Source organism: Streptomyces sp. A012304 (assembly GCF_026008495.1).
Taxonomy (GTDB): domain Bacteria; phylum Actinomycetota; class Actinomycetes; order Streptomycetales; family Streptomycetaceae; genus Streptomyces.
Genome location: NZ_BQUN01000068.1, coordinates 25,429 through 46,026, shown reverse-complemented (window position 1 = coordinate 46,026; position 20,598 = coordinate 25,429). Strand labels below are relative to the sequence as shown.

General features: G+C 72.0%; 19 protein-coding genes, 1 tRNA gene and 1 pseudogene. 11 read left to right on the top strand and 10 right to left on the bottom strand.

Annotation, left to right across the window (positions count from 1 at the left end; genetic code table 11):
- Positions 1–666, bottom strand: a pseudogene (locus tag ALMP_RS15330) (M1 family peptidase); the annotation flags it as partial.
- A gap of 58 nt (positions 667–724) precedes the next feature.
- Between ALMP_RS15330 and ALMP_RS15325 the strand changes: the two are divergent.
- A complete protein-coding gene (locus tag ALMP_RS15325; protein ID WP_264928654.1) occupies positions 725–1,225 on the top strand; it encodes a hypothetical protein in 501 nt (166 codons plus the stop codon).
- A gap of 182 nt (positions 1,226–1,407) precedes the next feature.
- Positions 1,408–1,827 carry a hypothetical protein gene (locus ALMP_RS15320; protein WP_264928226.1) on the top strand — a complete coding sequence of 140 codons (420 nt, stop codon included), beginning with the start codon at positions 1,408–1,410 and terminating at the stop codon, positions 1,825–1,827.
- A 240-nt stretch (positions 1,828–2,067) separates the two neighbouring features.
- Here ALMP_RS15320 and ALMP_RS15315 read toward each other — a convergent pair whose 3' ends face one another.
- Positions 2,068–2,763: a pentapeptide repeat-containing protein gene (locus tag ALMP_RS15315; RefSeq protein WP_264928224.1), complete on the bottom strand. Its 696-nt coding sequence runs from the start codon at positions 2,761–2,763 to the stop codon at positions 2,068–2,070.
- Between the two features lie 123 nt (positions 2,764–2,886).
- Between ALMP_RS15315 and ALMP_RS15310 the strand changes: the two genes are divergently transcribed.
- The 5 genes from ALMP_RS15310 to ALMP_RS15290 all read left to right on the top strand — a co-directional run bounded on the left by ALMP_RS15310 (position 2,887) and on the right by ALMP_RS15290 (position 8,874).
- Positions 2,887–4,047 (top strand): NAD(P)-binding protein, encoded by a 1,161-nt coding sequence (locus ALMP_RS15310; protein WP_264928222.1) that lies wholly within the window; start codon positions 2,887–2,889, stop codon positions 4,045–4,047.
- Between the two features lie 162 nt (positions 4,048–4,209).
- Positions 4,210–5,187 (top strand): zinc-binding dehydrogenase, encoded by a 978-nt coding sequence (locus ALMP_RS15305; protein WP_264928221.1) that lies wholly within the window; start codon positions 4,210–4,212, stop codon positions 5,185–5,187.
- A gap of 161 nt (positions 5,188–5,348) precedes the next feature.
- Entirely contained in the window at positions 5,349–6,848 is a 1,500-nt protein-coding gene (locus tag ALMP_RS15300; RefSeq protein ID WP_264928653.1) for an MFS transporter, read from the top strand.
- A 187-nt stretch (positions 6,849–7,035) separates the two neighbouring features.
- Positions 7,036–7,971: an aminoglycoside phosphotransferase family protein gene (locus ALMP_RS15295; protein WP_375803493.1), complete on the top strand. Its 936-nt coding sequence runs from the start codon at positions 7,036–7,038 to the stop codon at positions 7,969–7,971.
- Positions 7,972–8,076: 105 nt separating this feature from the next.
- Positions 8,077–8,874, top strand: a complete 798-nt coding sequence (locus tag ALMP_RS15290) for an ASCH domain-containing protein (RefSeq protein ID WP_264928218.1) — start codon at positions 8,077–8,079, stop codon at positions 8,872–8,874.
- 78 nt (positions 8,875–8,952) lie between these two features.
- Here the strand turns inward: ALMP_RS15290 and ALMP_RS15285 are convergent.
- A tRNA-Thr gene (locus tag ALMP_RS15285) sits at positions 8,953–9,025 on the bottom strand.
- A gap of 205 nt (positions 9,026–9,230) precedes the next feature.
- On the opposite strand from ALMP_RS15285, the gene ALMP_RS15280 reads away from it, so the two are divergent.
- The 3 genes from ALMP_RS15280 (at position 9,231) to ALMP_RS15270 (ending at position 11,915) form a co-directional block, all read left to right on the top strand.
- Complete coding sequence (locus tag ALMP_RS15280) at positions 9,231–10,319, top strand: ABC transporter ATP-binding protein (RefSeq protein WP_264928216.1); 1,089 nt, start codon at positions 9,231–9,233, stop codon at positions 10,317–10,319.
- A 206-nt stretch (positions 10,320–10,525) separates the two neighbouring features.
- On the top strand, positions 10,526–10,984 hold the full coding sequence (locus ALMP_RS15275; RefSeq protein ID WP_375803488.1) for a hypothetical protein: 459 nt from the start codon (positions 10,526–10,528) through the stop codon (positions 10,982–10,984).
- Between the two features lie 199 nt (positions 10,985–11,183).
- Positions 11,184–11,915 (top strand): nucleotidyltransferase family protein, encoded by a 732-nt coding sequence (locus tag ALMP_RS15270; protein WP_264928214.1) that lies wholly within the window; start codon positions 11,184–11,186, stop codon positions 11,913–11,915.
- Positions 11,916–12,022: 107 nt separating this feature from the next.
- On the opposite strand, the gene ALMP_RS15265 is transcribed toward ALMP_RS15270, so the two are convergent.
- The 6 genes from ALMP_RS15265 to ALMP_RS15240 all read right to left on the bottom strand — a co-directional run bounded on the left by ALMP_RS15265 (position 12,023) and on the right by ALMP_RS15240 (position 18,474).
- On the bottom strand, positions 12,023–13,717 hold the full coding sequence (locus ALMP_RS15265) for a DoxX family protein (protein ID WP_264928213.1): 1,695 nt from the start codon (positions 13,715–13,717) through the stop codon (positions 12,023–12,025).
- Between the two features lie 117 nt (positions 13,718–13,834).
- Positions 13,835–14,776 carry a 23S rRNA (guanosine(2251)-2'-O)-methyltransferase RlmB gene (gene rlmB, locus ALMP_RS15260; protein ID WP_264928211.1) on the bottom strand — a complete coding sequence of 314 codons (942 nt, stop codon included), beginning with the start codon at positions 14,774–14,776 and terminating at the stop codon, positions 13,835–13,837.
- Between the two features lie 91 nt (positions 14,777–14,867).
- Positions 14,868–16,268: a cysteine--tRNA ligase gene (gene cysS, locus ALMP_RS15255; protein ID WP_264928209.1), complete on the bottom strand. Its 1,401-nt coding sequence runs from the start codon at positions 16,266–16,268 to the stop codon at positions 14,868–14,870.
- A gap of 82 nt (positions 16,269–16,350) precedes the next feature.
- Entirely contained in the window at positions 16,351–16,845 is a 495-nt protein-coding gene (gene ispF / locus ALMP_RS15250; protein ID WP_264928208.1) for a 2-C-methyl-D-erythritol 2,4-cyclodiphosphate synthase, read from the bottom strand.
- A complete protein-coding gene (gene ispD / locus ALMP_RS15245) occupies positions 16,835–17,587 on the bottom strand; it encodes a 2-C-methyl-D-erythritol 4-phosphate cytidylyltransferase (RefSeq protein ID WP_264928206.1) in 753 nt (250 codons plus the stop codon). Before ispD ends, ispF begins: the two co-directional genes overlap by 11 nt.
- Positions 17,588–17,991: 404 nt before the next feature.
- The gene (locus ALMP_RS15240) at positions 17,992–18,474 is read right to left on the bottom strand and encodes a CarD family transcriptional regulator (protein ID WP_003953493.1); all 483 of its coding nucleotides are present in this window, start codon (positions 18,472–18,474) and stop codon (positions 17,992–17,994) included.
- A 608-nt stretch (positions 18,475–19,082) separates the two neighbouring features.
- On the opposite strand from ALMP_RS15240, the gene ALMP_RS15235 reads away from it, so the two are divergent.
- On the top strand, positions 19,083–19,760 hold the full coding sequence (locus ALMP_RS15235) for a DUF461 domain-containing protein (RefSeq protein WP_264927957.1): 678 nt from the start codon (positions 19,083–19,085) through the stop codon (positions 19,758–19,760).
- Positions 19,761–19,859: 99 nt separating this feature from the next.
- Here ALMP_RS15235 and ALMP_RS15230 read toward each other — a convergent pair whose 3' ends face one another.
- On the bottom strand, positions 19,860–20,540 hold the full coding sequence (locus tag ALMP_RS15230; RefSeq protein WP_030342036.1) for a response regulator transcription factor: 681 nt from the start codon (positions 20,538–20,540) through the stop codon (positions 19,860–19,862).
- Positions 20,541–20,598: the final 58 nt, after the last annotated feature.

Sequence of the window (20,598 nt, the reverse complement as noted above, 5' to 3'; positions counted from 1 at the left end):
GAACGTGGTGCGCCCGCCGGTGGTCCGGGTGCTGGTCAGCTCGCCGTTGGAGACCGCCGTCAGGCCCTTCGGCACGGTGACGGCGATGGTGTACGTCGCCTTGTCGGACGGGTGGTGGTTGCCGGGGAACCACGCCATGGAGCCGGTCGGCTGGCCGAGCGCGATCGCCCCGTCGGCGGTCGTCAGCCAGCCCTCCGCGGAGTCGTCCGGACCTATGATCTTCTCCGGGCGGCCCGCGTAACGCACGGTCGTCTCGAAGGTGTCGCCCTTCGCCAGTGGCTCGGCGGGGTGGACGGTCAGCTCCTGGTCGTCGTCGTCCCGGTCGGCCCGGGCCGGCACGCCGTCGACGGTGACCTGCTCCACGTCCAGGCCCTTCAGGTCCATGTCGAACGCGGTGAGGTGCTGTGTGGCGCGGGCGGTGACGCGCGCCGTGCCGGTCAGCCGGCGGGTGCCGGGGTCGTAGGCGAGCGTCAGGTCGTAGTGGCCCACGTCGTAGCCGCCGTTGCCCGCCTTCGGGAAGTACGGGTCGCCCACACCGGGTCTCCCGGCACCGCCCGCGGCGCCGACGTGCCGTCCGCCGTCCGAGTCGCACGCCGTCAGGCCGAGGGCGAGGACCAGGGCCCACAGGGCCGCTGCGGGTCGGACAGGGCGTAAAGATCGGGACATGTCAGGGATCTTATGGGCGCGGGCCCCCGTTCGGTGGAGGCGTGACACCATCGCCTACGTGCTCGACATCGGCTACGCCCTCTCCAACCGCTTTCCCGATCCGCCGCAGACCGACTACCGCCGCGCGGACGTCCACGCCCTGCGGCACGACCTGTTCTGCGGGGACGTCTACCTCGCCGACACCAAGGCGGACCGGGAGTTGTCCACAGCCTGGGGATGGGTGCCGGTGCTGGACTTCGCGTGGGCGCTGTGCGACATCGTCGAGCGGATCGACCAGGACCCGGCGGGTTCCCGCGCCTCCCGCCCCCAGTACGCCGAACTCGATTTCACCGAGTCCACCGACCGCATGCTCTTCGAGCGCCGCTTCGGCTGGGTGGACATCGAGGCCGACTGGATGCCGGGCGAGGAACCTCCGCTGACCTTCTCCCACGCGGAGCTGCGCCGCGAGGCCCGCGACTTCCTGCACGACCTGATCGCCGACCTGGTCGACCTCCACGAGGACCTGGGCGAGAACCCGGCGATCTGGACGCTCCAGGCCAAGTTCCCCCGAGTGCGCTGACAGGTGTTCCGGGTGCGGTGGCAGGTCGCCTTGCTCCGGCTGCGGTGACGGATCGCTTTCCCGCGCCCCCGCCACACGGATGAACTCGTCACTTTCCGTGATTGCCGAGCGGGCGCCCCGGCAACGATGACCGCCGGGGCCGCCGTTCCGGCGGCCCGAACGGTTCGGCGAAAGGGCACGACGTGGCCGGCATTTCCGACGGTGTCTACGAGATCCTCTTCACCAACGAACAACTGCTCACCGCACTGGGCCCGGAGCCCGGTGAACCGCTCGTCCTGCTGCCCTCCGGCGAGGGCAACCAGGAGTGGCGGGTCCGGGGCGACGGCAACGGCACGCACACGATCATCTCGGCCAGCGCCCACCTGGACCTCGCCGTGAGCTACGAGGGCGAGCCCGACATGCACGAGCTGTCGCTGCTGCTGCCCGACGAGCGCGCCTGGCAGCTGCTGCCCGCGCGGGAGCCGGACGCCTACCTCATCGGCGTGCCCGACGCTCCCATGCGGCTCGGTCTGAGCCTGCTGCGGATCTTCCCGCCGCGCCTGGCCCTCGCCCCCGAGTACGGCGATCCCTACCAGGCCTGGACCTTCCGCAAGGTCGGCTGACGGGGCGCACCGGGCCGGCGGCCACCGGCGGGAACGCCTCGGGGACCGCGTCCCCGGCGGCCACCGGCAGGAACGCCTCGGGGACCGCCCCCCGCGCCTCCGGGTACGTGTACTCCTCCTCCGGGCCCGGCGGGGCGCGCCCCGAGGTCCCTGCTCGGACACGCCGCGCTGTCGAGCGCCGAGGTGTCCGGGCCGGGGTGGATCACGGTGCGGCCCGGACCGGCCGGCAGCGCGTACCCCTCAGCCCTCCACCCGGATGCCCAGCTGCGCCGCCAGCACCGGCGCCAGGTCCAGCAGCTGGGCCGTACTGATCACGGCGCCCGACAGGCGGTCCAGGCCGCCCGCGATGCCGAGTTCGCTCGCGCCGCGCAGGTCGACGTCCGTCAGGGTCGCCGCGGTGAAGTCGGCCCCCTTCAACGCGCAGTCGACGAACTCCACCCGCTCCAGCCGGGCACCCCCGAAGTCCGGCTCGACCAGGACACACCCCTCGAACACCACGTCCCGCAGCCGCGCCTGACGCAGATTCAGGTAATCGATCTTGCCGCCGCGGACCAGGACCCGCTCCAGGACGGCGCCGTGCGCCTGCGTGCCGCCCAGACGCGCGTCGACGAGCTCGACGTCCCTCAGGGTCGACTCGGCCAGGTCCACGCCCACGCCCCGGATGCCGGTGAGGACCGAGTCGAGGAAACGGGCGCGGGCCAGCCGCGTCCCCTCCACCACGCAGCCCGTCAGCGCGCAGTCCATGAAACGGGCACCGCCGCCGTCCTGCCCGGTCAGGTCCGTCCCCGGAAACTCCACCCCGTCGTAGTCCCCGTCGGGCTCCACCTCCCCGCCGCCGTACGGCTCCAGCGCCGGCAGCCGCACCTCCGGCCGCCGCGCGCCCTTCACCCTGCTCCCGCCCGCCCCACCGGCACGACCGGTCCCTGTCCTCGCCATGCCCCCATGCTGCACCCCGCCACTGACAACGCCGCTGACCTGCGCCGACACCTCCGATGTCACAAAAGCGGGACCTCCGACGGTCGTACCTGAAGAAGGCGCCCCAGACCCGAAGGAGTTCCCATGCGCCACCTCACCGTCATCGGCGGCGGCCTCGCCGGCCTCACCGCCGCCATCGCCGCCGCCGAGGCGGGCGCCAAGGTCACCCTGCACGAGGCCCACCACACCCTCGGCGGGCGGGCCCGGACCACGGACGGCCCGTACCGGACCAACGAGGGCCCGCACGCCCTCTACAACGGTGGCCCGCACTGGACCTGGCTCAAGCAGCGCGACCTCATCGGCCCCCTCGCGCCGATCCCGCCCCTGGAGGCCGCCCGGCTGCGGCTGCGCCACCGGGGCGTCCTGCGCCGCACCCCACCCTTCGCGATGCTGAAGCTGCTGCGGCCCGGCGCCCGCCACGCGCCCGTCGACACCGACTTCCTCACCTGGGCGACCGAGGTGGCCGGCGAGGAGGGCGCCCGCGCCGCCGCCCACTACTCCGCCGTCGCCCTCTTCCACCACGACCCCGGTTCCCTGTCCGCCGCCTTCGTGCAGGAACGTCTGCGCCGGGCCACCAAGCTGCCGCCCGAGGCGCACTACCCGCGCGGCGGCTGGGGCGCCCTCGTCGACCGGATGGCGGCCCGCGCCTGGAACCTCGGGGTGCGCATGGAGACCCTCTCCCGCCTCGACACGCTCCCCACCGGCACACCGGTCGTCGTCGCCACCTCCCTGGACGCCGCCCGGCACCTCCTGCGGGACGACTCGCTGACCTGGCCGAGCGGCCGTACCGCGCTGCTCGACCTGGCCGTACGCACCCGCAGGGGCGACGCCTTCGCCGTCTCCGACCTGGACGCGCCCGGCTGGATCGAACGGTTCACCGCCCAGGACCGCACCCTCGCCCCGGCCGGCCAGCAGCTCCTCCAGGGGCAGATCCCGATCGGCCCGCAGGAGTCCAAGGCCGACGGCGTCGCCCGCGCCGAGCAACTCCTCGACCTCGGCTTCCCCGGCTGGCGCGAGCGCGTCACCTGGCGGCGGGAGGCGGTCGCGGCGGGCCGTACCGGCGCGGTCGACCTGCCCGGGACCAGCTGGCGGGACCGGCCGGCCGTGGACCGAGGCGACGGCGTCTACCTGGCCGGCGACCAGGTGGCCTCCCCGGGCGTGCTCTCCGAGGTCTCCTTCACCAGCGCCCTGACCGCCGTGTCCCTCGCCCTCGGCCGCGACTCGCTTGACCTCAAGCACGCTTGAGGTCGAAGAGTGGGATCCGCACACGCCGTACGACAGTCCGCGTCACGTCAGCCGTACGACGGCCCGCGTCGCGTCTCGCCGTACGACCGTGCGCGTCCGCCGTACGACGGCCCGCGTCACGTCAGCCGTACGACGCCCGCGACACGACCACAGGGGGTCCCCATGCACGCCGTCCGTCTGCACGCCTTCGGCCCGGCCGAGAACCTCACCTACGAGCAGGTCGAGGACCCGCGCCCGGGCCCCGGCCAGGTGCGTGTCGCCGTCGCGGCGGCCGGTGTGCACCTGCTGGACACCGCGCTGCGCGAGGGCGTCCAGGGGCCGGTGCCCCTGCCGACCAGGCTGCCGACCGTCCCGGGCCGTGAGGTGGCCGGTGTCGTCGAGTCCCTCGGCGACGGCGTCGACCCGAGCTGGCTCGGCAAGCACGTCGTCGCCCACCTCGGCTTCGCCCCCGGCGGCTACGCCGAACTCGCCGTCACCGACGCCGACCGGCTGCACGAGATCCCGGCCGGCCTGGACGCCGCCCAGGCCGTCGCCATGATCGGCACGGGCCGTACGACGATGGGGATCCTCCAGTTCGCCGAGCTGGGGCCCGACGCGGTGGCCGTGATCCCGGCGGCCGCCGGCGGCATCGGCGGCCTCCTCGTGCAGTACGCCAGGAACGCCGGAGCCGTCGTCGTCGGTCTCGCGGGCGGGCCCGGGAAGACGGCCCGCGTCGCGGCGGGCGGCGCCGACCTCGCCGTCGACTACCGCGACCCCGCCTGGCCGCAGAAGGTCCGCGCGTTCCTGGGCGGCCGGTCCGCCACGGTCGTCTTCGACGGCGTCGGCGGCGAGGTCGCCCGGGAAGCCGTGGCGCTGCTCGGTCCCGGTGGGCGGCACCTCGTGTTCGGCTGGTCGGGACAGGGCCTGACCGGCGGGCCCTACCTCGTCGACGGCGTCTCCCAGCAGGTCCTGGGCCCCGTGATGCTCCAGAAGACGGGCGGTCCGAACCCCCTCCGCACCCTGGAGCTGCGCGCCCTCGCCGAGGCGGCCGCCGGCCGTCTCGTCCCGGCGGTGCAGCGCTTCCCGCTGTCGGAGGCGGCCGCCGCCCACCGGGCGCTGGAGACACGGGGGACGACCGGGAAGGTCGTCCTGGAACCGTGAAGGCCGCGACAGCCCCTCACGGGCCGCGGGACCCGCGAGGCCGGCCCTCCGCCGCCAGGGCGCGCACCGCCTCCGCCCGGGCGGGCCCCCGGGGCAACCCGACCGGCCCATGACCGGATGCGCCCCTCCCGCGATCATGGTCTGCTGACGGGGTGAGCGCCATTCGGGCAGACGAGAGCAGCGCGGCGCGACCCGATCCACGCCGGTGGTGGGCGTTGACGGTGATCGCGCTGGCGCAGCTCATGGTCGTGCTGGACTCGACGATCGTGAACATCGCGCTGCCGTCGGCGCAGCGGGACCTGGGGATGTCCGACGGCAACCGGCAGTGGGTCATCACCGCGTACTCGCTGGCCTTCGGCGGTCTGCTGCTGCTCGGCGGGCGGATCGCGGACCTGGTGGGCCGGAAACGGGCCTTCGTCATCGGCCTGGCCGGTTTCGCCGCCGCCTCCGCGTTCGGCGGCGCCGCCGCGACGCCGGGCATGCTGTTCGGCGCGCGCGCCCTCCAGGGCGTCTTCGCCGCCGTCCTGGCCCCCTCGGCGATGTCGCTGCTGACGACGACCTTCACCGACCCCCGGGAACGCGGCAAGGCCTTCGGCGTCTTCGGCGCGCTCGCGGGCAGCGGTTCGGCGCTCGGGTTCGTCGTCGGCGGGCTGCTCACCGAGTACCTGAACTGGCGCTGGTGCCTCTACGTCAATGTGTTCATCGCCGTCGTCGCCGTGCTCGGCGCCCTCGCGCTGCTGCGGGACCGCCCCGGCCACGCGGACGCCCGCCTGGACGTGCCCGGCGTGCTGCTGGGCTGCGGCGGCCTGGTCGCGCTGGTGTACGGCTTCAGCGAGGCCGGGCCGCGCGGCTGGGCCGATCCGCTGGTGCTGACCGCCTTCCTGATGGGGCTGCTCCTGCTCGTCGTCTTCGTGGGGTGGCAGGGGCGGGCGCCCGTCCCTCTGCTGCCCCTGCGCATCGTCAGGGACCGTGACCGCGGGGGCTGTTTCCTGACCATGGGGCTGGCCATCGTCGGCATGTTCGGCCTGTACCTGTTCCTGACGTACTACCTCCAGGTCGTCCTCGGCTACTCGCCCGTGCGCACGGGCCTGGCCTTCCTGCCGCTCACCGCGTCGACCGTCATCGGCTCCACGCAGATCTCGGCCCGGCTGCTGAACCATGTGCCGCCGCGCGCGCTGATGGCTCCCGGCATGGTCCTCGCGGCCGTCGGCATGATGGTCCTGACCCGGATGACGGTGCACAGCTCGTACGCCACCGAGATCCTGCCCGCGCTGGTCCTGATGGGCCTCGGCATGGGTCTGACCTACATGCCGGTGTTCACCACGGCGACGGCCGGCGTCGCGCCCCGGGACGCGGGCGTCGCCTCGGCCACCCTCAGCACCTCGCAGCAGGTCGGGGGTTCCATCGGCACGGCGCTGCTGAACACGATCGCCACCACCAGCGGCGCCGCCTACGTCACCGCCCACCTCACCGCCCCCGCCGACCGGGCCCGGGTCACGGCGGAGGGCCTGGTCCACGGCTACACGGTCGCCCTGTGGTGGGCGGCCGGCATCATGCTCCTGGCCGCCCTGGCCGCCGCCCTGACGGTCACGGCCCGCCCGCCGCGACGCCGGGCTCCGACGACGGCCACCACGCACGACAAGGAGCAGACGCTGACCTGACTACCTGACCTGACCTGAGCGTCAGTCAGTCGCAGGGTGCGTCCGGCGAGGTTCGCGGTGGCCACGCCCGAACCGACGTAACCGCCCGCCCAGCCGAGACCCGTGGCACGGTCCAGGTCGGATTCCGTCGTTCCGGGGGTGCCCGGTGAGGCCGGAAAACCGGGTGAGGCGCCGCCCGCGCGCCCGTATCGTCCCCCGTGTGATCGACATTCCGGGTGGGCTGGCGACGATCCAGGCGAAGGTGAACGGCGAGGCCGGGCGGGCGTTCATCGCCGGGTTGCCGGCGCTGGTCGAGGACTTCCTGGGCCGGTGGGAGCTGCGGATCGACGGGCCCGCGATGCACGGCATGACCGCGCTCGTCCTGCCGGTCGTCGCCGCCGACGGCAGCCGGGCCGTGCTCAAGCTCCAGCTGCTCGACGAGGAGAGCGCGGGCGAACCGGTCGCCCTGCGGCTGTGGAACGGCGACCGGGCGGTGCGGCTGCTGCGGTACGACGAGGCGACGGGCACGATGCTCCTCGAACGCCTCGATCCGGCCCGGATGCTCGCCCATGTGCCCGACACCCACGAGACGGTCGTGGTCATCGCCCGTCTGCTGGCGCACCTGACGCGTCTGCCCGCCCCGCCGGGCCTGCGGCGGCTCGGCGACATCGCCGGGGAGATGCTGGAGCAGGTGCCGTGGGCGCTGGAGCGGATCCCCGACCCGTCGCAGCGCCGGCTGGTCGCCGACTGCGCGGCCGCCGTGCGGGAGGTCGTGGGCGAGCCCGGCGACCGGCTGCTGCACTGGGACCTGCACGACGAGAACGTCCTCGCCGCCGCCGACCGCGGGAACGGCCCGGTCTCCGACGGCGGGAACGGCCTCGCCGTCGACTGGCGCGCCATCGACCCCAAGCCGCTCGCCGGCGACCCCTGCTTCGAGCTGTGGCCGGCCCTGCACAACCGCTACGACCCCGACGACGTCCTGTGGCGCTTCGACGCGATGACCGAGGTGCTGGGCCTGGACCGGGAGCGCGCCCGGGCCTGGACGCTCGGCCGGGTGCTGCAGAACGCCCTGTGGAACGTCGAGGACGGCGAGCCGCAGGAGGCGGACGACCTGGAGCTCGCCCGCCGCCTGCGCGACCGCTGACCTGCGTCAGCTCCTCAGTTCCTTGGCGGGCAGGTCCACAGACTGCCCGACTCGCCGGTCCCCCTCGGTCCGTCGCCTCCAAGTGCCGGCCGTAGGGTGCTGGGCGTGGACAGCACCCTGCGATTGCCGACGGAAGAAGACATGGAGCTGGTCGAGTTCGCCCAGCGCATAGTGGAGGCGAACGGCGACGGGGAGGTGCACACGGTTGGCGCCGCTGTCCGAGATGCGCGAGGGCGGATATTCGGTGGCATCAACCTCTACCACTTCACTGGCGGACCCTGTGCAGAGCTCGTGGCACTGGGGCACGCCCGTGCGGCAGGAGCGCGTGAGCTGGCAACCATTGTTGCTGTCGGCGACAGGGGCCGCGGTGTGCTCGCGCCGTGTGGCCGTGATCGACAAGTCCTTCTCGACCACCATCCAGACATCCGCGTCCTGGTGCCCACGGCCGACGGGGTTCGCAGCATCGCCATAGCGGGCCTCCTACCGCACAGCTATGTATGGGCCGATCAGGCCGCCTCCTCCGAGCCGGGCTGCCACGCGACGGCGAGGCAGTCCATGTATTTCCATCGGGACTATCTCGAAGCCGTCCGCACCGGACGGAAGACGACGACCGTTCGCTTCCGTGATCCGGTTGCCACGGGGCCGGTCAACATGGTCTTCGAGCTGGATGAGGAGGTGGTGCTACCGGGCTTCGTAACGCGGATCATCTCAAAAAAGGTCGACGAGCTGACCGAGCAGGACGCCATCGCCGACGGATTCCGCGATCTTGAAGAACTGCACCACAGGCTGCGGTACCACTACCCCGACATCGTTCCCGCCGATGACATCGCCATCGTCCACTTCCGCTTGGCCTCCGAGTCGGCGGGTCTTCATACGGATCGCCTGATCGAACGGCGCCGCTGACCGGGACTGCCGTCAAGAACCACCGTCAACGCCCCCACGGTCCAAGATCGTGGGGGCGTTGACCCAGGTGGTGGGAAGAGCCCCCTGTCGGACTCGAACCGACGACCTTCGCTTTACAAGAGCGGTGCTCTACCAGCTGAGCTAAGGAGGCATACGCATGGGCGCCCGTGCAGTGTACCCAGCCCACGCGGGTGCTCTGTCGAAAATTTCCGCGAAGTTCACAGGGGCAGACCTACTGACAGAACGGTGAACGGAAGGTACCGTCCTGACCCAGTTCACACGTGTGGACTAAACCAACCACCTTCCTACAACGGATCGTCCGGCACGTTCCTGCCGGTAGAAGGGGGCCCATCACCATGGCCACAGTCACGTTCGACAAGGCGACCCGGATCTACCCGGGTTCCACCAAGCCCGCCGTCGACGCCCTCGACATCGAGATCGCGGACGGTGAGTTCCTCGTCCTGGTCGGCCCGTCGGGTTGCGGAAAGTCCACCTCGCTCCGGATGCTCGCGGGGCTCGAGGACGTGAACGGCGGCGCCATCCGCATCGGCGACCGCGACGTCACGCACCTGCCGCCGAAGGACCGGGACATCGCCATGGTGTTCCAGAATTACGCGCTCTACCCGCACATGACCGTCGCCGACAACATGGGCTTCGCGCTCAAGATCGCCGGCGTCAACAAGGCGGAGATCCGCAAGAAGGTCGAAGAGGCCGCGAAGATCCTCGACCTCACCGAGTACCTGGACCGCAAGCCGAAGGCGCTCTCCGGCGGTCAGCGCCAGCGTGTCGCCATGGGCCGCGCCATCGTGCGTGAGCCGCAGGTCTTCCTCATGGACGAGCCGCTGTCCAACCTCGACGCCAAGCTCCGTGTGTCGACGCGTACGCAGATCGCCTCGCTCCAGCGCCGCCTGGGCATCACCACCGTCTACGTCACCCACGACCAGGTCGAGGCCCTGACGATGGGCGACCGCGTGGCGGTCCTCAAGGACGGTCTGCTCCAGCAGGTCGACACCCCGCGCAACATGTACGACCGTCCCGCGAACCTGTTCGTGGCCGGCTTCATCGGCTCCCCGGCGATGAACCTCATCGAGGTCCCGATCACCGACGGCGGCGTGAAGTTCGGCAACTCGGTCGTGCCGGTCCAGCGCGACGCGCTCTCCGCCGCCACCGACAAGACGGTCACCGTCGGTGTCCGCCCCGAGCACTTCGACGTGGCCGGCGCCGACTCCGACCAGGGTGTCGCCGTCACCGTGAACGTGGTCGAGGAGCTCGGCTCCGACGCGTTCGTCTACGGCACCGCCCAGGTCGGCGGCGAGACGAAGGACCTCGTGGTCCGCGTCGGCGGCCGTGACGTCCCGGAGAAGGGCAGCACGCTGCACGTCGTCCCGCGCGCGGGTGAGACCCACGTGTTCTCGACCTCGACGGGCGCGCGCCTCTCCGACTGAGGACGAACACGCCGCCCTGAGCGACGTTGACGAGAAGGGCCCCGCGGACTGCCGCGGGGCCCTTCTCGCTGCCACTGAAAAACCCCGGTAGTACGGACATTTCACTGGACGCCCGTCAACCCCCTACCCAAAAAGAGGCACTCCTGCATCCCCCGACCGGGTGACTCAATGTCGCCAAATCATTACCCCGCGCTACCCTCACACGCGTGAAGCACTCCGTGAAGCACTCCAGCACCCCAAAGGCGCGTCGCGGCCGGGGCCCCGCCCGACGGATCGGCCGCTCCCTCGCCCTCGTCCTGCCCGTCGTCATGGTGCTCTCGGGGACCCTCGCGGTCACCCGGGTGAACTGGACGGGGGCCCCCTCGGAATCGGTGCTCACCGCCTCCGAAGTCTCCGTCGGGCACCGCACCGCGCACAGCGCCCCGCAGGACGTCCTGCGCGACCAGCTGCTGGCCGAACTCCAGGAGAAGGACCCGGGCGTCGCCCTGACCCACCTCCAGGAGGCGGTGAACGGCAAACCGTCCATGGCCAAGCACTGCGCCTCCATCGCCCGCGCCCTCGGCCGCGCCGCCGTCCGCGTGTACGGCCCCACCCGCGCCCAGTCCTACGCCCGCCCGGTCTGCGACACAGCCTTCGCCTCAGGCGTCCTGGCAGCCCACCGCTGAGCCCCCGGAACCCCGGCCGGTTCGGACGGCTGAACCGGCCGGGGTCTGCCCCCTCGTCCAGAAGCCGCAGCACGCACACCACTTCCGCCGACGGCCCGCGCACCCGGCCGCCGCACGGCAGCCACGCCGGGCACGGTCCCGTCCGTACGACCCCGCTCCCCCGCCCGCCCAGGGAAACCCCACCACGTACAGTGCGGGCATGACCCATCCGCACGCCGCGTCCCGCCCCACGCAAGCCGTCATCCTGGCCGGTGGCCAGGGGTCCCGGCTGCGTCCCTACACCGATGACCGGCCGAAGCCGATGGTCGAGATCCCCGGGACGGGGACGCCGATCATCGGGCATCAGCTCGGCTGGCTCGCCGAAGAGGGCGTGACGGACGTCGTCGTCTCCTGCGGCCACCTCGCCGACGTCCTGCAGAGCTGGCTGAAGTCGGCCGACCTGCCGGTGAACGTCACCACCGTCGTCGAGACCGAGCCCCTCGGCCGCGGCGGCGGCCTGCGGTACGCCGCCGCCCGCCTGCCCCACCCGGACGGCCCCTGGTACGCCACCAACGGCGACATCTGGACCCGCTTCTCGCTGCGCGACATGGCGGACTTCCACACCGAGCGCGACGCTGTGGCGACCCTCGCGCTGGCCCGTCCCCGCATCCCGTGGGGCGCCGTGAAGACGGACGGCTTCGGCCACATCACCGACTTCATCGAGGCCCCGCCGACGACATACGAGATCAACGCGGGCGTCTACGTCTTCTCCCCCGAGTTCGCCGCGCTGCTGCCCGAGCGCGGGGACCACGAGCGCACCACCTTCCCGCACCTGGCCCGGGAGCGCCGACTGGCCGGCTTCCCGATCCCGCAGGGCGCCTACTGGCGCGCGATCGACACCGCGAAGGACCTCACCGAGGCGGCGAGGGAACTGGCGGCACTGGGCCGCTGACAGCGCCGCAGAGCAGGGCGTACGCACGAGGGGCCCCGCACGTCGTACGTGCGGGGCCCCTTTTGCGTGGTGGGAGCGTGACCCGTTTTCCGTGGTGGGAGCGTGGCCTACCCCAGCAGCCCGCCCACCAGGCCCGGCTGACCGGAGGACGACGACCCGCCGCCCTCGGAGCCGCCCGAGGAGCCGCCCGAGGAGCCGCCGGAGGCGGTCGCTCCGCCCGAGGAGGGGCCGGAGCTGGTGCTGGGCGCCTCCTCGACCGGGGAGGAGTCCTCCGGCGGGGCCTGCCCCACGGTGCCCTGCGTCTGGCTGGGCGCGCCGGTGGTGGCCGCGTCCTCGCCCGGACCGGCGTCCGCCGCGCTCTCCTCCTGCGTCGGCGCCTCGGAGGTGGCGCCCTGCGTGGGCGAGGTGGAGGCGGACGGCGTCCCCTCGTCGGGCTGCTGCTCGCCGGACTCCTCCGGCAGCGGCGAACCGGGCAGCTCGTTGCGCGGGGCCTCGCCCGGACCGGGCACGACCACCCGGTCGGCGTCCCGCACCGCACCGCCGAGCAGCGAGCCGACGAGCAGGGTGAGCCCGATGACGATCGCGGTGACCAGGGCGCCGCGCCGCAGCACATAGCGCCGCAGCTCCCACAGGTCGGAGCGGGGGCCGAGCCGCCGCCAGGCACCGGCCGCGAGCCGGCCGTCGATGGAGTAGACGGGGGCGCCGGCGATGATCAGCGGCGACCACGCGGCGAGGTAGATGATGTCGGGGGTCTCGTAGACCGGGACCGTCTTCCAGCTGACGGTGACGAGGAGCGCCGCGGACAGCAGCGCCCCGACCGACGCCGCGACCCGCTGCCAGCAGCCCAGGATCGTGAGGACGCCCACGATGACCTGGAGGAAGGCGATGACGAGCCCGGAGCCGACGGGGTGGTGCAGGGCGAACTGGCGCAGCGGCTCGGCGACTTCCCACGGGTGCAGCGTGTTGAGCCACTTCACCATGGAGCCGCGCTTGCCGCCGTCGAAGTACACGGGGTCGCACAGCTTGCCCATGCCGGCGTAGACGGAGATGAAACCGAGCAGGAGACGCAGCGGGAGGAGCACCACGCCGAGGTTCATCCGGCGGTGCGGGTAGTAGGCGTGCCGGGCGGGGTCGTCGCCGTGGCGCTTGCCGCGTGGCGCGGCGTCCGCCGCCGCCTCGGCGAACTCCTCGAACCGGGTGTCGTCGTAGGCGGGTTCGTCGTAGGCGGGTTCGTCGTAGGCGCTGCCGACGGTGGGCATCCGCGGCAGGAGCCGGTTCTCGCCGGCGCCCGGGCCGCGCTGCTGGCCGACGATCGGGGTCTCGAGGGTCTGTGCCGTGAGGTCGCCACCGTCGTAGCCGTCGTAGCCGTCGTAGCCGTCGCCGACGTGCGGGATGACCTGGGTGGCTCCGGCGTCGGCGGCGGGCGGTTCGCCGTGGCCGACGCTGCCTGCCCGCACGGCCTGGAGCAGGCGGTGCGCGCCGGTGTCGTCGGGGGCGGACCGGCCGCTCCACACGACGGGCCGGCGGCGGGCCCCGGCGTTCACGCCGGTCACGCCTGCTCTCCCCGCAGCCCCGACGACGGGGATGCGCGCGGTGTCCTCGGTGGCGCTCATGTGCCGGGCGACCCGCGGCGATGGGGCGCGCCGCGTCGACGCTCCCAACTGCACGCGGAAACTCGCATGATTGACGATGATCTGCGCCGGATCGCTCGGCACCTTCACCATGCTCAGCGCGGGAGCGTCGTCGAATCCCGACGGGCCGTCCCCCGTGGGTGTGCGGGGTGTTCTGGTGTCCACGCTCATCTAACAGAGTGACGTGTGTTTAGGACACTGCTTTGACCCGCCGGATCTGTCCGGACCCCGTCAAGGTCGCCCTGTCCGCCGGAATCAGCCCGCCGGGGTGAACGCCCGGACAGGTGTTCACCCCCGTCGGCGCGCCGCCTCGTACAGCACGATGCCCGCCGCCACACCGGCGTTGAGGGACTCGGCGCCGCCCGGCATCGGGATCCGCACGCGGAAGTCGCACGTCTCGCCGACCAGCCGCGACAGGCCCTTGCCCTCACTGCCGACGACGATCACCACCGGCCCTTCCAGCGCCTGGAGTTCACCGATCTCCGACTCGCCGTCGGCGGCCAGGCCGACGACCACGATGCCGGCCTTCTTGTACGCCTCCAGCGCGCGGGTGAGGTTGGTGGCGCGGGCGACCGGCGTGCGGGCCGCCGCACCGGCCGACGTCTTCCAGGCACCGGCGGTCATGCCGGCCGCGCGCCGCTCGGGGACGAGGACGCCGTGGCCGCCGAACGCGGAGACGGAACGCACGACGGCACCGAGGTTGCGCGGGTCGGTCACGCCGTCCAGCGCGACGATCAGCGGGTCCTCGCCCTCGTCGTAGGCGGCTTCGGCGAGGTCCTCGGGGTGGGCGTACTCGTACGGCGGGACCTGGAGCACCAGGCCCTGGTGGTTGAGGCCGTTCGTCATGCGGTCCAGCTCGGGGCGCGGCGCCTCCATGAGGTTGATGCCGCCGCGCTCGGCCGCGAGCTGGAGCGCCTCGCGCACCCGCTCGTCGTTGTCGATGAACTGCTGCACGTACAGCGTGGACGCGGGCACGCCCTCGCGCAGCGCCTCGACGACGGGGTTGCGGCCGACGACCAGCTCGGACGTCGACCTGCCGCCGCCGCGCCGCTGCTGCGGACGGCCCTGCACGCGGCGGGCCTTGGCCGCCGCGGCGCGCTGCTTGGCGTGTCCCTTGCGCATCTCGGCGGGCGGGGTCGGCCCCTTGCCCTCCAGGCCTCGGCGCCGCTGGCCGCCGCTGCCGACCTGCGCGCCCTTCTTGCCGGACATGCGGCGGTTGTGAGCGGCCATGACCTACCTGTTCTCTGCGGAAGTGTGTGCGTTCGTCAGTGCAAGTGTGCCGCCCGAGACGCCGGGCGGCACATTCGCACTGTTCAGGGGCTCAGCGCGGGCCGAGCGACCAGCGCGGCCCCTGGGGGCTGTCCTCGATGACGAGCCCCGACTGGTTGAGCTGGTCGCGGATCGCGTCGGCGGTCGCCCAGTCCTTGCGACCGCGCGCCGCCTCCCGCTGGTCGAGGACCAGGCGTACGAGGCTGTCGATGACGCCGTGCAGGTCCTCACCGCGGTCGTTCTCCCCGGCCCAGTGCGGGTCGAGGGGGTCGAGTCCGAGGACGCCGAGCATGGCGCGGACCTCGGCGAGGCGGGCCACGGCGGCTTCCTTGTCGTCGGCGGCCAGCGCGCTGTTGCCCTGCCGGACGGTGGTGTGCACGACGGCGAGCGCCTGCGGGACGCCCAGGTCGTCGTCCATCGCCTCGGCGAAGGCGGGCGGCACTTCGGCGGCCGGTTCGACGACCCCGCCGGCCATCTCGACGACACGCTGCACGAAGCCCTCGATCCGCGCGAACGCCGACTCGGCCTCGCGCAGGGCCTCCTCGCTGTACTCGATCATCGAGCGGTAGTGCGGGGTGCCGAGGTAGTAGCGCAGCACGATGGGACGCCACCGCTTGACCATCTCGGAGACCAGCACGCTGTTCCCGAGCGACTTGGACATCTTCTCGCCGCTCATGGTGACCCAGGCGTTGTGCACCCAGTACCGGGCGAACTCGTCGCCGTAGGCCTTGGCCTGGGCGATCTCGTTCTCGTGGTGCGGGAAGATCAGGTCGAGGCCGCCGCCGTGGATGTCGAAGGCGGAGCCGAGGTACTTGTGGGCCATCGCCGAGCACTCCAGGTGCCAGCCGGGACGGCCGCGGCCCCACGGGGTCTCCCAGCTGGGCTCGCCGGGCTTGGCCGCCTTCCACATCGCGAAGTCCCGCGCGTCCCGCTTGCCCGTCTCGCCCTCGCCCGACGGCTGGAGCAGGTTGTCCAGCTCCTGGTTGGACAGCTGGAGGTACTCCGGGAACGAGCGCACGTCGAAGTAGACGTTGCCGTCGGCCTCGTAGGCGTGGCCGCGCTCGATCAGACCTCGCATCATCTCGATCATCTCCGGCACGTGTCCGGTGGCGCGCGGCTCGTACGTCGGCGGCAGGCAACCCAGCACCTCGTAGCCGTCGTTGAACGCGCGCTCGTTCTCGTACCCGATGGACCACCAGGGGCGGCCCTGGTCGTGGGACTTGGTGATGATCTTGTCGTCGATGTCGGTGACGTTGCGGACGAACGTGACGTCGTAGCCGCGGTGGGTGAACCAGCGGCGCATGATGTCGAAGTTCAGGCCCGATCGGATGTGCCCGATGTGCGGGGCCGCCTGCACGGTGGCGCCACACAGGTAGATCGAGACACAACCCGGCTTGAGCGGGGAGAAGTCACGGATCTGCCGGGCGCTGGTGTCGTACAGGCGAATGGTCACCACTCCAGGGTAGTGGGCGTGGAGCGATGCCCCGCGCCCTTCCGCTCAAGGGCCGCACTTTCGTGACACGACGCGGCCCGTGTCACGCCGTGCGCACGACCAGCGCCGTCGCGATCGCCATCAGGCCCTCCCCCCGGCCGGGGAAGCCGAGCCCGTCGGTGGTCGCGCCGGACACCGACACGGGGGCGCCCGCCGCCTCGGAGAGGATCTTCTGCGCCTCGTCGCGCCGCTTACCGATCTTGGGGCGGGGGCCGACGACCTGGACCGCGATGTTGCCGATGCGGAAGCCGGCCGCGCGGACGATCCTGGCGGCCTCGGTCAGCAGCGTCACGCCCGAGGCGCCGGACCACTCGGGGCGGCCGGTGCCGAAGTGCTGGCCCAGGTCACCGAGTCCGGCGGCGGAGAACAGCGCGTTGCAGGCGGCGTGCGCGACGACGTCGGCGTCGGAGTGGCCGGCCAGTCCGTGCCCCTCGCCCTCCCACTTCAGGCCCGCGCACCACAGCTCGCGGCCCTCCTCGAAGGCGTGGATGTCGGTGCCGATGCCGACCTGCGGGAGCGGCGGCGCCTCAGAAGCCATCGTTGAGCCTCCTGCGGGCGATGACCGCCTCCGCGAGGACCAGGTCCAGCGGGCGGGTGACCTTGAAGGCCTCCTCGTGGCCGGGGACGACCACGACGGTCAGGCCGAGCTGCTCGACCATGCTCGCGTCGTCGGTGACGTCCTCGGTGACCGTCTCGTGGGCGCTGACGAGGGTGGCCCGGTCGAAGCCCTGCGGTGTCTGCACGGCGCGCAGCCGGGCGCGCTGCAAGGTGGCCACCACCGGCTCCGGCGCCCCGGGCTCCACCGCGGGCGCGACCTCCTTGACGGTGTCGGCGAGCGGCAGCGCCGGGACGACGGCCGGGGCGCCGTCGCGGACCGCCTCGATGACGGTGTCGACGGTGTCGACGGGCACCAGCGGGCGGGCGGCGTCGTGCACGAGCACGATGTCGTACTGCGGCGGCAGCGCCTGGAGGCCGAGCCGCACCGACTCCTGGCGCGTGTCGCCGCCGGGCACCACGAGGAAGTCGGTGCGCTCGGGCAGCGCGTGCGCGTCGAGCAGCGACTTCACCTCGGCGGTTCCCTCCGGCGGGGCCACCACGACCACGAGGGAGACGGCGCGGGAGGCGGCGAGGGCGCGCACCGCGTGGATCAGCATGGGGGTCCCGCCCAGCGTGCGGAGCGCCTTGGGGGCGCCCGGCCCGAGGCGTACTCCCCGGCCGGCGGCCGGGATCACCGCGGCCGTGCGGGCGGGAGCGGGGGCGGGAAGCGAATCGTCAGACATCGGTTCCTGTCAGGTTTGTGTGCTCGGCCTACGTGGGTACGGAGACAGCGTGCCGGGCGCGACGCCTCGACCGGACCCTTCCGTGACACTGGTCGAGCCAGCTGCCCGGGCCCGGCACGACCAGTATCGGGGGACCTTCCGTGGGGCGTCCCCCGAGGTACGGTGCGGCGTCGTCGATGGGATCGGTCATCGATGGGATCGGTGGGTGGACATCTCGATGATGGACATCCAGGGCGTCCAGCGGGTGAACATCCCGGGGGAGCATCCCAGGTGAACCTCCGTGGATGAACGCGAACATGCCGCAGCGCCCGGCGACGGGAGTACGTCATCGGGCACCGCGGCATTTCGGTGTGCTGTGCGATGTTCTGAGGCCGGCTCACGCCTGCGCCAGGACGCCGCCTGCGTCAGGACGCGAGGACCTCGTCGAGCAGAGCCTCGGCCTTGTCCTCGTTCGTGTTCTCCGCGAGGGCGAGCTCGCTCACCAGGATCTGGCGGGCCTTGGCGAGCATGCGCTTCTCGCCGGCGGAGAGTCCGCGCTCACGCTCGCGACGCCACAGGTCACGCACGACTTCCGCGACCTTGATGACATCGCCGGAGGCGAGCTTCTCCAGATTTGCCTTGTAACGACGCGACCAGTTCGTGGGCTCCTCGGCGTACGGCGCGCGCAGCACCTCGAAGACCCGGTCCAGTCCGTCCTGACCGACCACATCACGCACGCCGACGAACTCCGCATTGTCCGCTGGCACACGCACCGTCAGGTCACCCTGGGCGACCTTCAGCACCAAGTAGGTCTTGTCCACGCCTTTGATCTGGCGAGTTTCGATGGCCTCGATCAGCGCGGCCCCGTGATGGGGATAGACCACGGTGTCGCCAACCTTGAACGTCATGTGACAGGTACCCCTTCCGTGGCTATCCAGGGTAACACGGATACGGCGTCTTCTGAATGGCGTTTTCGCAGGTCAGGGCATATCTCGGGGCTTGACAACAGCGACAGGAACGTGCTGCGACGGGTGCGCGGAAGCAGGTATTCGCAGGTCGGAGCGGCTCTTCGAGGGGGGTGAAACGCGTACGTTACACGCATCCGGAGGCTCGCTCGAGCGGCCGAACATCCACATATGTCCGCTTCCAAGCGTGCGACTTCCGCTACTCCGTTCGGTGCTCCGAGCCGGATCCGGACGGTTTCCGGAATTGATCACACCGCCGGCCGAAGAGCCGGTGATCAATTCCGGGGACGGCCGCGCATTCCTTCACGGAAAATCCGCGCTCCGTCGTGAGCGGCTCTTATGTGAATGGGCGACGACCTCCACTCAAGGACCCGGTGACATGTGTGTCCGGGGAGCGTCGAGGGCGCCTCGCGTGGCCCCCGGAACCCGCTAGAGGCGGGTCGGGTGCGGTGGCGCGGGAACGGCTCGGTAACCTAAGCGCGCTGACAGACCCTTAGGGCGGCTTTATAGAAGGAGAGCTGCCCGTGTGCGTTCAAGGAGTTGCCGCCGCCGTGAGCAGCAGCCTTCGACGCGGCGCCCTCGCCGCCTCCGCCCTCGCGTTCTCGATCGCCACGCTCGCCGCCTGCGGCGCCGGCAACGACGCCCAGACACTGGAGATCAAGCCGGACAACGCGGCCACCAGTGTCGGTGACCTCAAGCTGCAGAACGTCGTCGTCATCACCCAGCCCGACCTGGAGTCGACGGGTCCGGCGGTGATCTCCGCGACCGTCTTCAACAGTGGCAGCAAGGCGCAGACGCTGGAGTCGATCACCGTCGACGGCACCGGCAAGTCCGCCGAGCTCAAGCCGGCCAAGGGCACCGGCAAGGTGACCGTCCCGGCCGGCGGTTCGGTCGTCATCGGCGGGCAGAACAACGCCTCCGCCGTCCTGCCCAGCAGCCGGGAGGCGGTCGAGGACGGCAACGCCCAGAAGATCACCTTCACCTTCAGCGAGACCGGCGAGATCAGCATGCGCGCCTTCGTCGTGCCCGCCGAGAGCTACTTCACCTCCTGGGGGCCGACGCCCCTGCCGAGCGCCCCGGCGGAGTCCCCCGCCGAGTCGCCGGCCGAGGGCGAGTCCCCGACCGCGGGTGCCACCGAGGGCGGGACCGAGTCGCCCGCCGCGACCGGCAGCGCCTCTCCGCACGCCGGGGAGACGGCCGGGGAGACGGCCGGGGCCGCGAGCCACTGAGCACGGCACGCGGCGCGGAACACGAGAGAAGGGCGGCACCCCTGCGGGGGTGCCGCCCTTCTCGTACGTCGTGGCGCGACCGGTTCGCGGTCCGGAGGTCTACGGCTCGAACTTGTAGCCCAGGCCGCGGACCGTGACCAGGTAGCGCGGCGCGCCCGGGTCCGGCTCGATCTTGGCGCGCAGGCGCTTGACGTGGACGTCCAGGGTCTTGGTGTCACCGACGTAGTCGGCGCCCCAGACGCGGTCGATGAGCTGCATGCGGGTCAGTACCCGGCCCGCGTTGCGCAGCAGCATCTCCAGCAGGTCGAATTCCTTCAGCGGCAGGTCGACCTTCGAGCCGGCCACGGTGACGACGTGCCGGTCGACGTCCATGCGGACCGGTCCGGCCTCCAGTGCCGCCGGGGTCACCTCCTCCGGCTCGCCGCGGCGGCGCAGCACGGCCCGGATACGGGCCACCAGCTCGCGCGAGGAGAACGGCTTGGTGACGTAGTCGTCGGCCCCTATCTCCAGGCCGACGACCTTGTCGATCTCGCTGTCCTTGGCGGTCACCATGATCACGGGGACGTTGGAGCGGCCGCGCAGCTGGCGGCATACCTCCGTACCGGGCAGACCCGGCAGCATCAGGTCGAGGAGGACGAGGTCGGCGCCGTTGCGCTCGAACTCGTCGAGTCCGTCGGGCCCGGTGGCCGCGACGGCGACCTCGAAGCCCTCTTTGCGGAGCATGTACGACAGGGCGTCGGAGAAGGACTCCTCGTCCTCGACGACGAGCACACGGGTCACGGAAGGACCTCCGGAGCGGAAAGCGTCTGGTACGCGGTTGAGTCGGGGGGTGAGACAT

Coding starts and splice junctions, on each gene's coding strand:
- ALMP_RS15265 (WP_264928213.1), bottom strand. CDS start 13,717: ATGAGCGTGGACACCAGAACACCCCGCACACCCACGGGGGACGGCCCG.
- ALMP_RS15240 (WP_003953493.1), bottom strand. CDS start 18,474: ATGACGTTCAAGGTTGGCGACACCGTGGTCTATCCCCATCACGGGGCC.
- rlmB (WP_264928211.1), bottom strand. CDS start 14,776: ATGGCCGCTCACAACCGCCGCATGTCCGGCAAGAAGGGCGCGCAGGTC.
- ALMP_RS15305 (WP_264928221.1), top strand. CDS start 4,210: ATGCACGCCGTCCGTCTGCACGCCTTCGGCCCGGCCGAGAACCTCACC.
- ALMP_RS15280 (WP_264928216.1), top strand. CDS start 9,231: ATGGCCACAGTCACGTTCGACAAGGCGACCCGGATCTACCCGGGTTCC.
- ispD (WP_264928206.1), bottom strand. CDS start 17,587: ATGTCTGACGATTCGCTTCCCGCCCCCGCTCCCGCCCGCACGGCCGCG.
- ispF (WP_264928208.1), bottom strand. CDS start 16,845: ATGGCTTCTGAGGCGCCGCCGCTCCCGCAGGTCGGCATCGGCACCGAC.
- ALMP_RS15270 (WP_264928214.1), top strand. CDS start 11,184: ATGACCCATCCGCACGCCGCGTCCCGCCCCACGCAAGCCGTCATCCTG.
- ALMP_RS15315 (WP_264928224.1), bottom strand. CDS start 2,763: ATGGCGAGGACAGGGACCGGTCGTGCCGGTGGGGCGGGCGGGAGCAGG.
- ALMP_RS15310 (WP_264928222.1), top strand. CDS start 2,887: ATGCGCCACCTCACCGTCATCGGCGGCGGCCTCGCCGGCCTCACCGCC.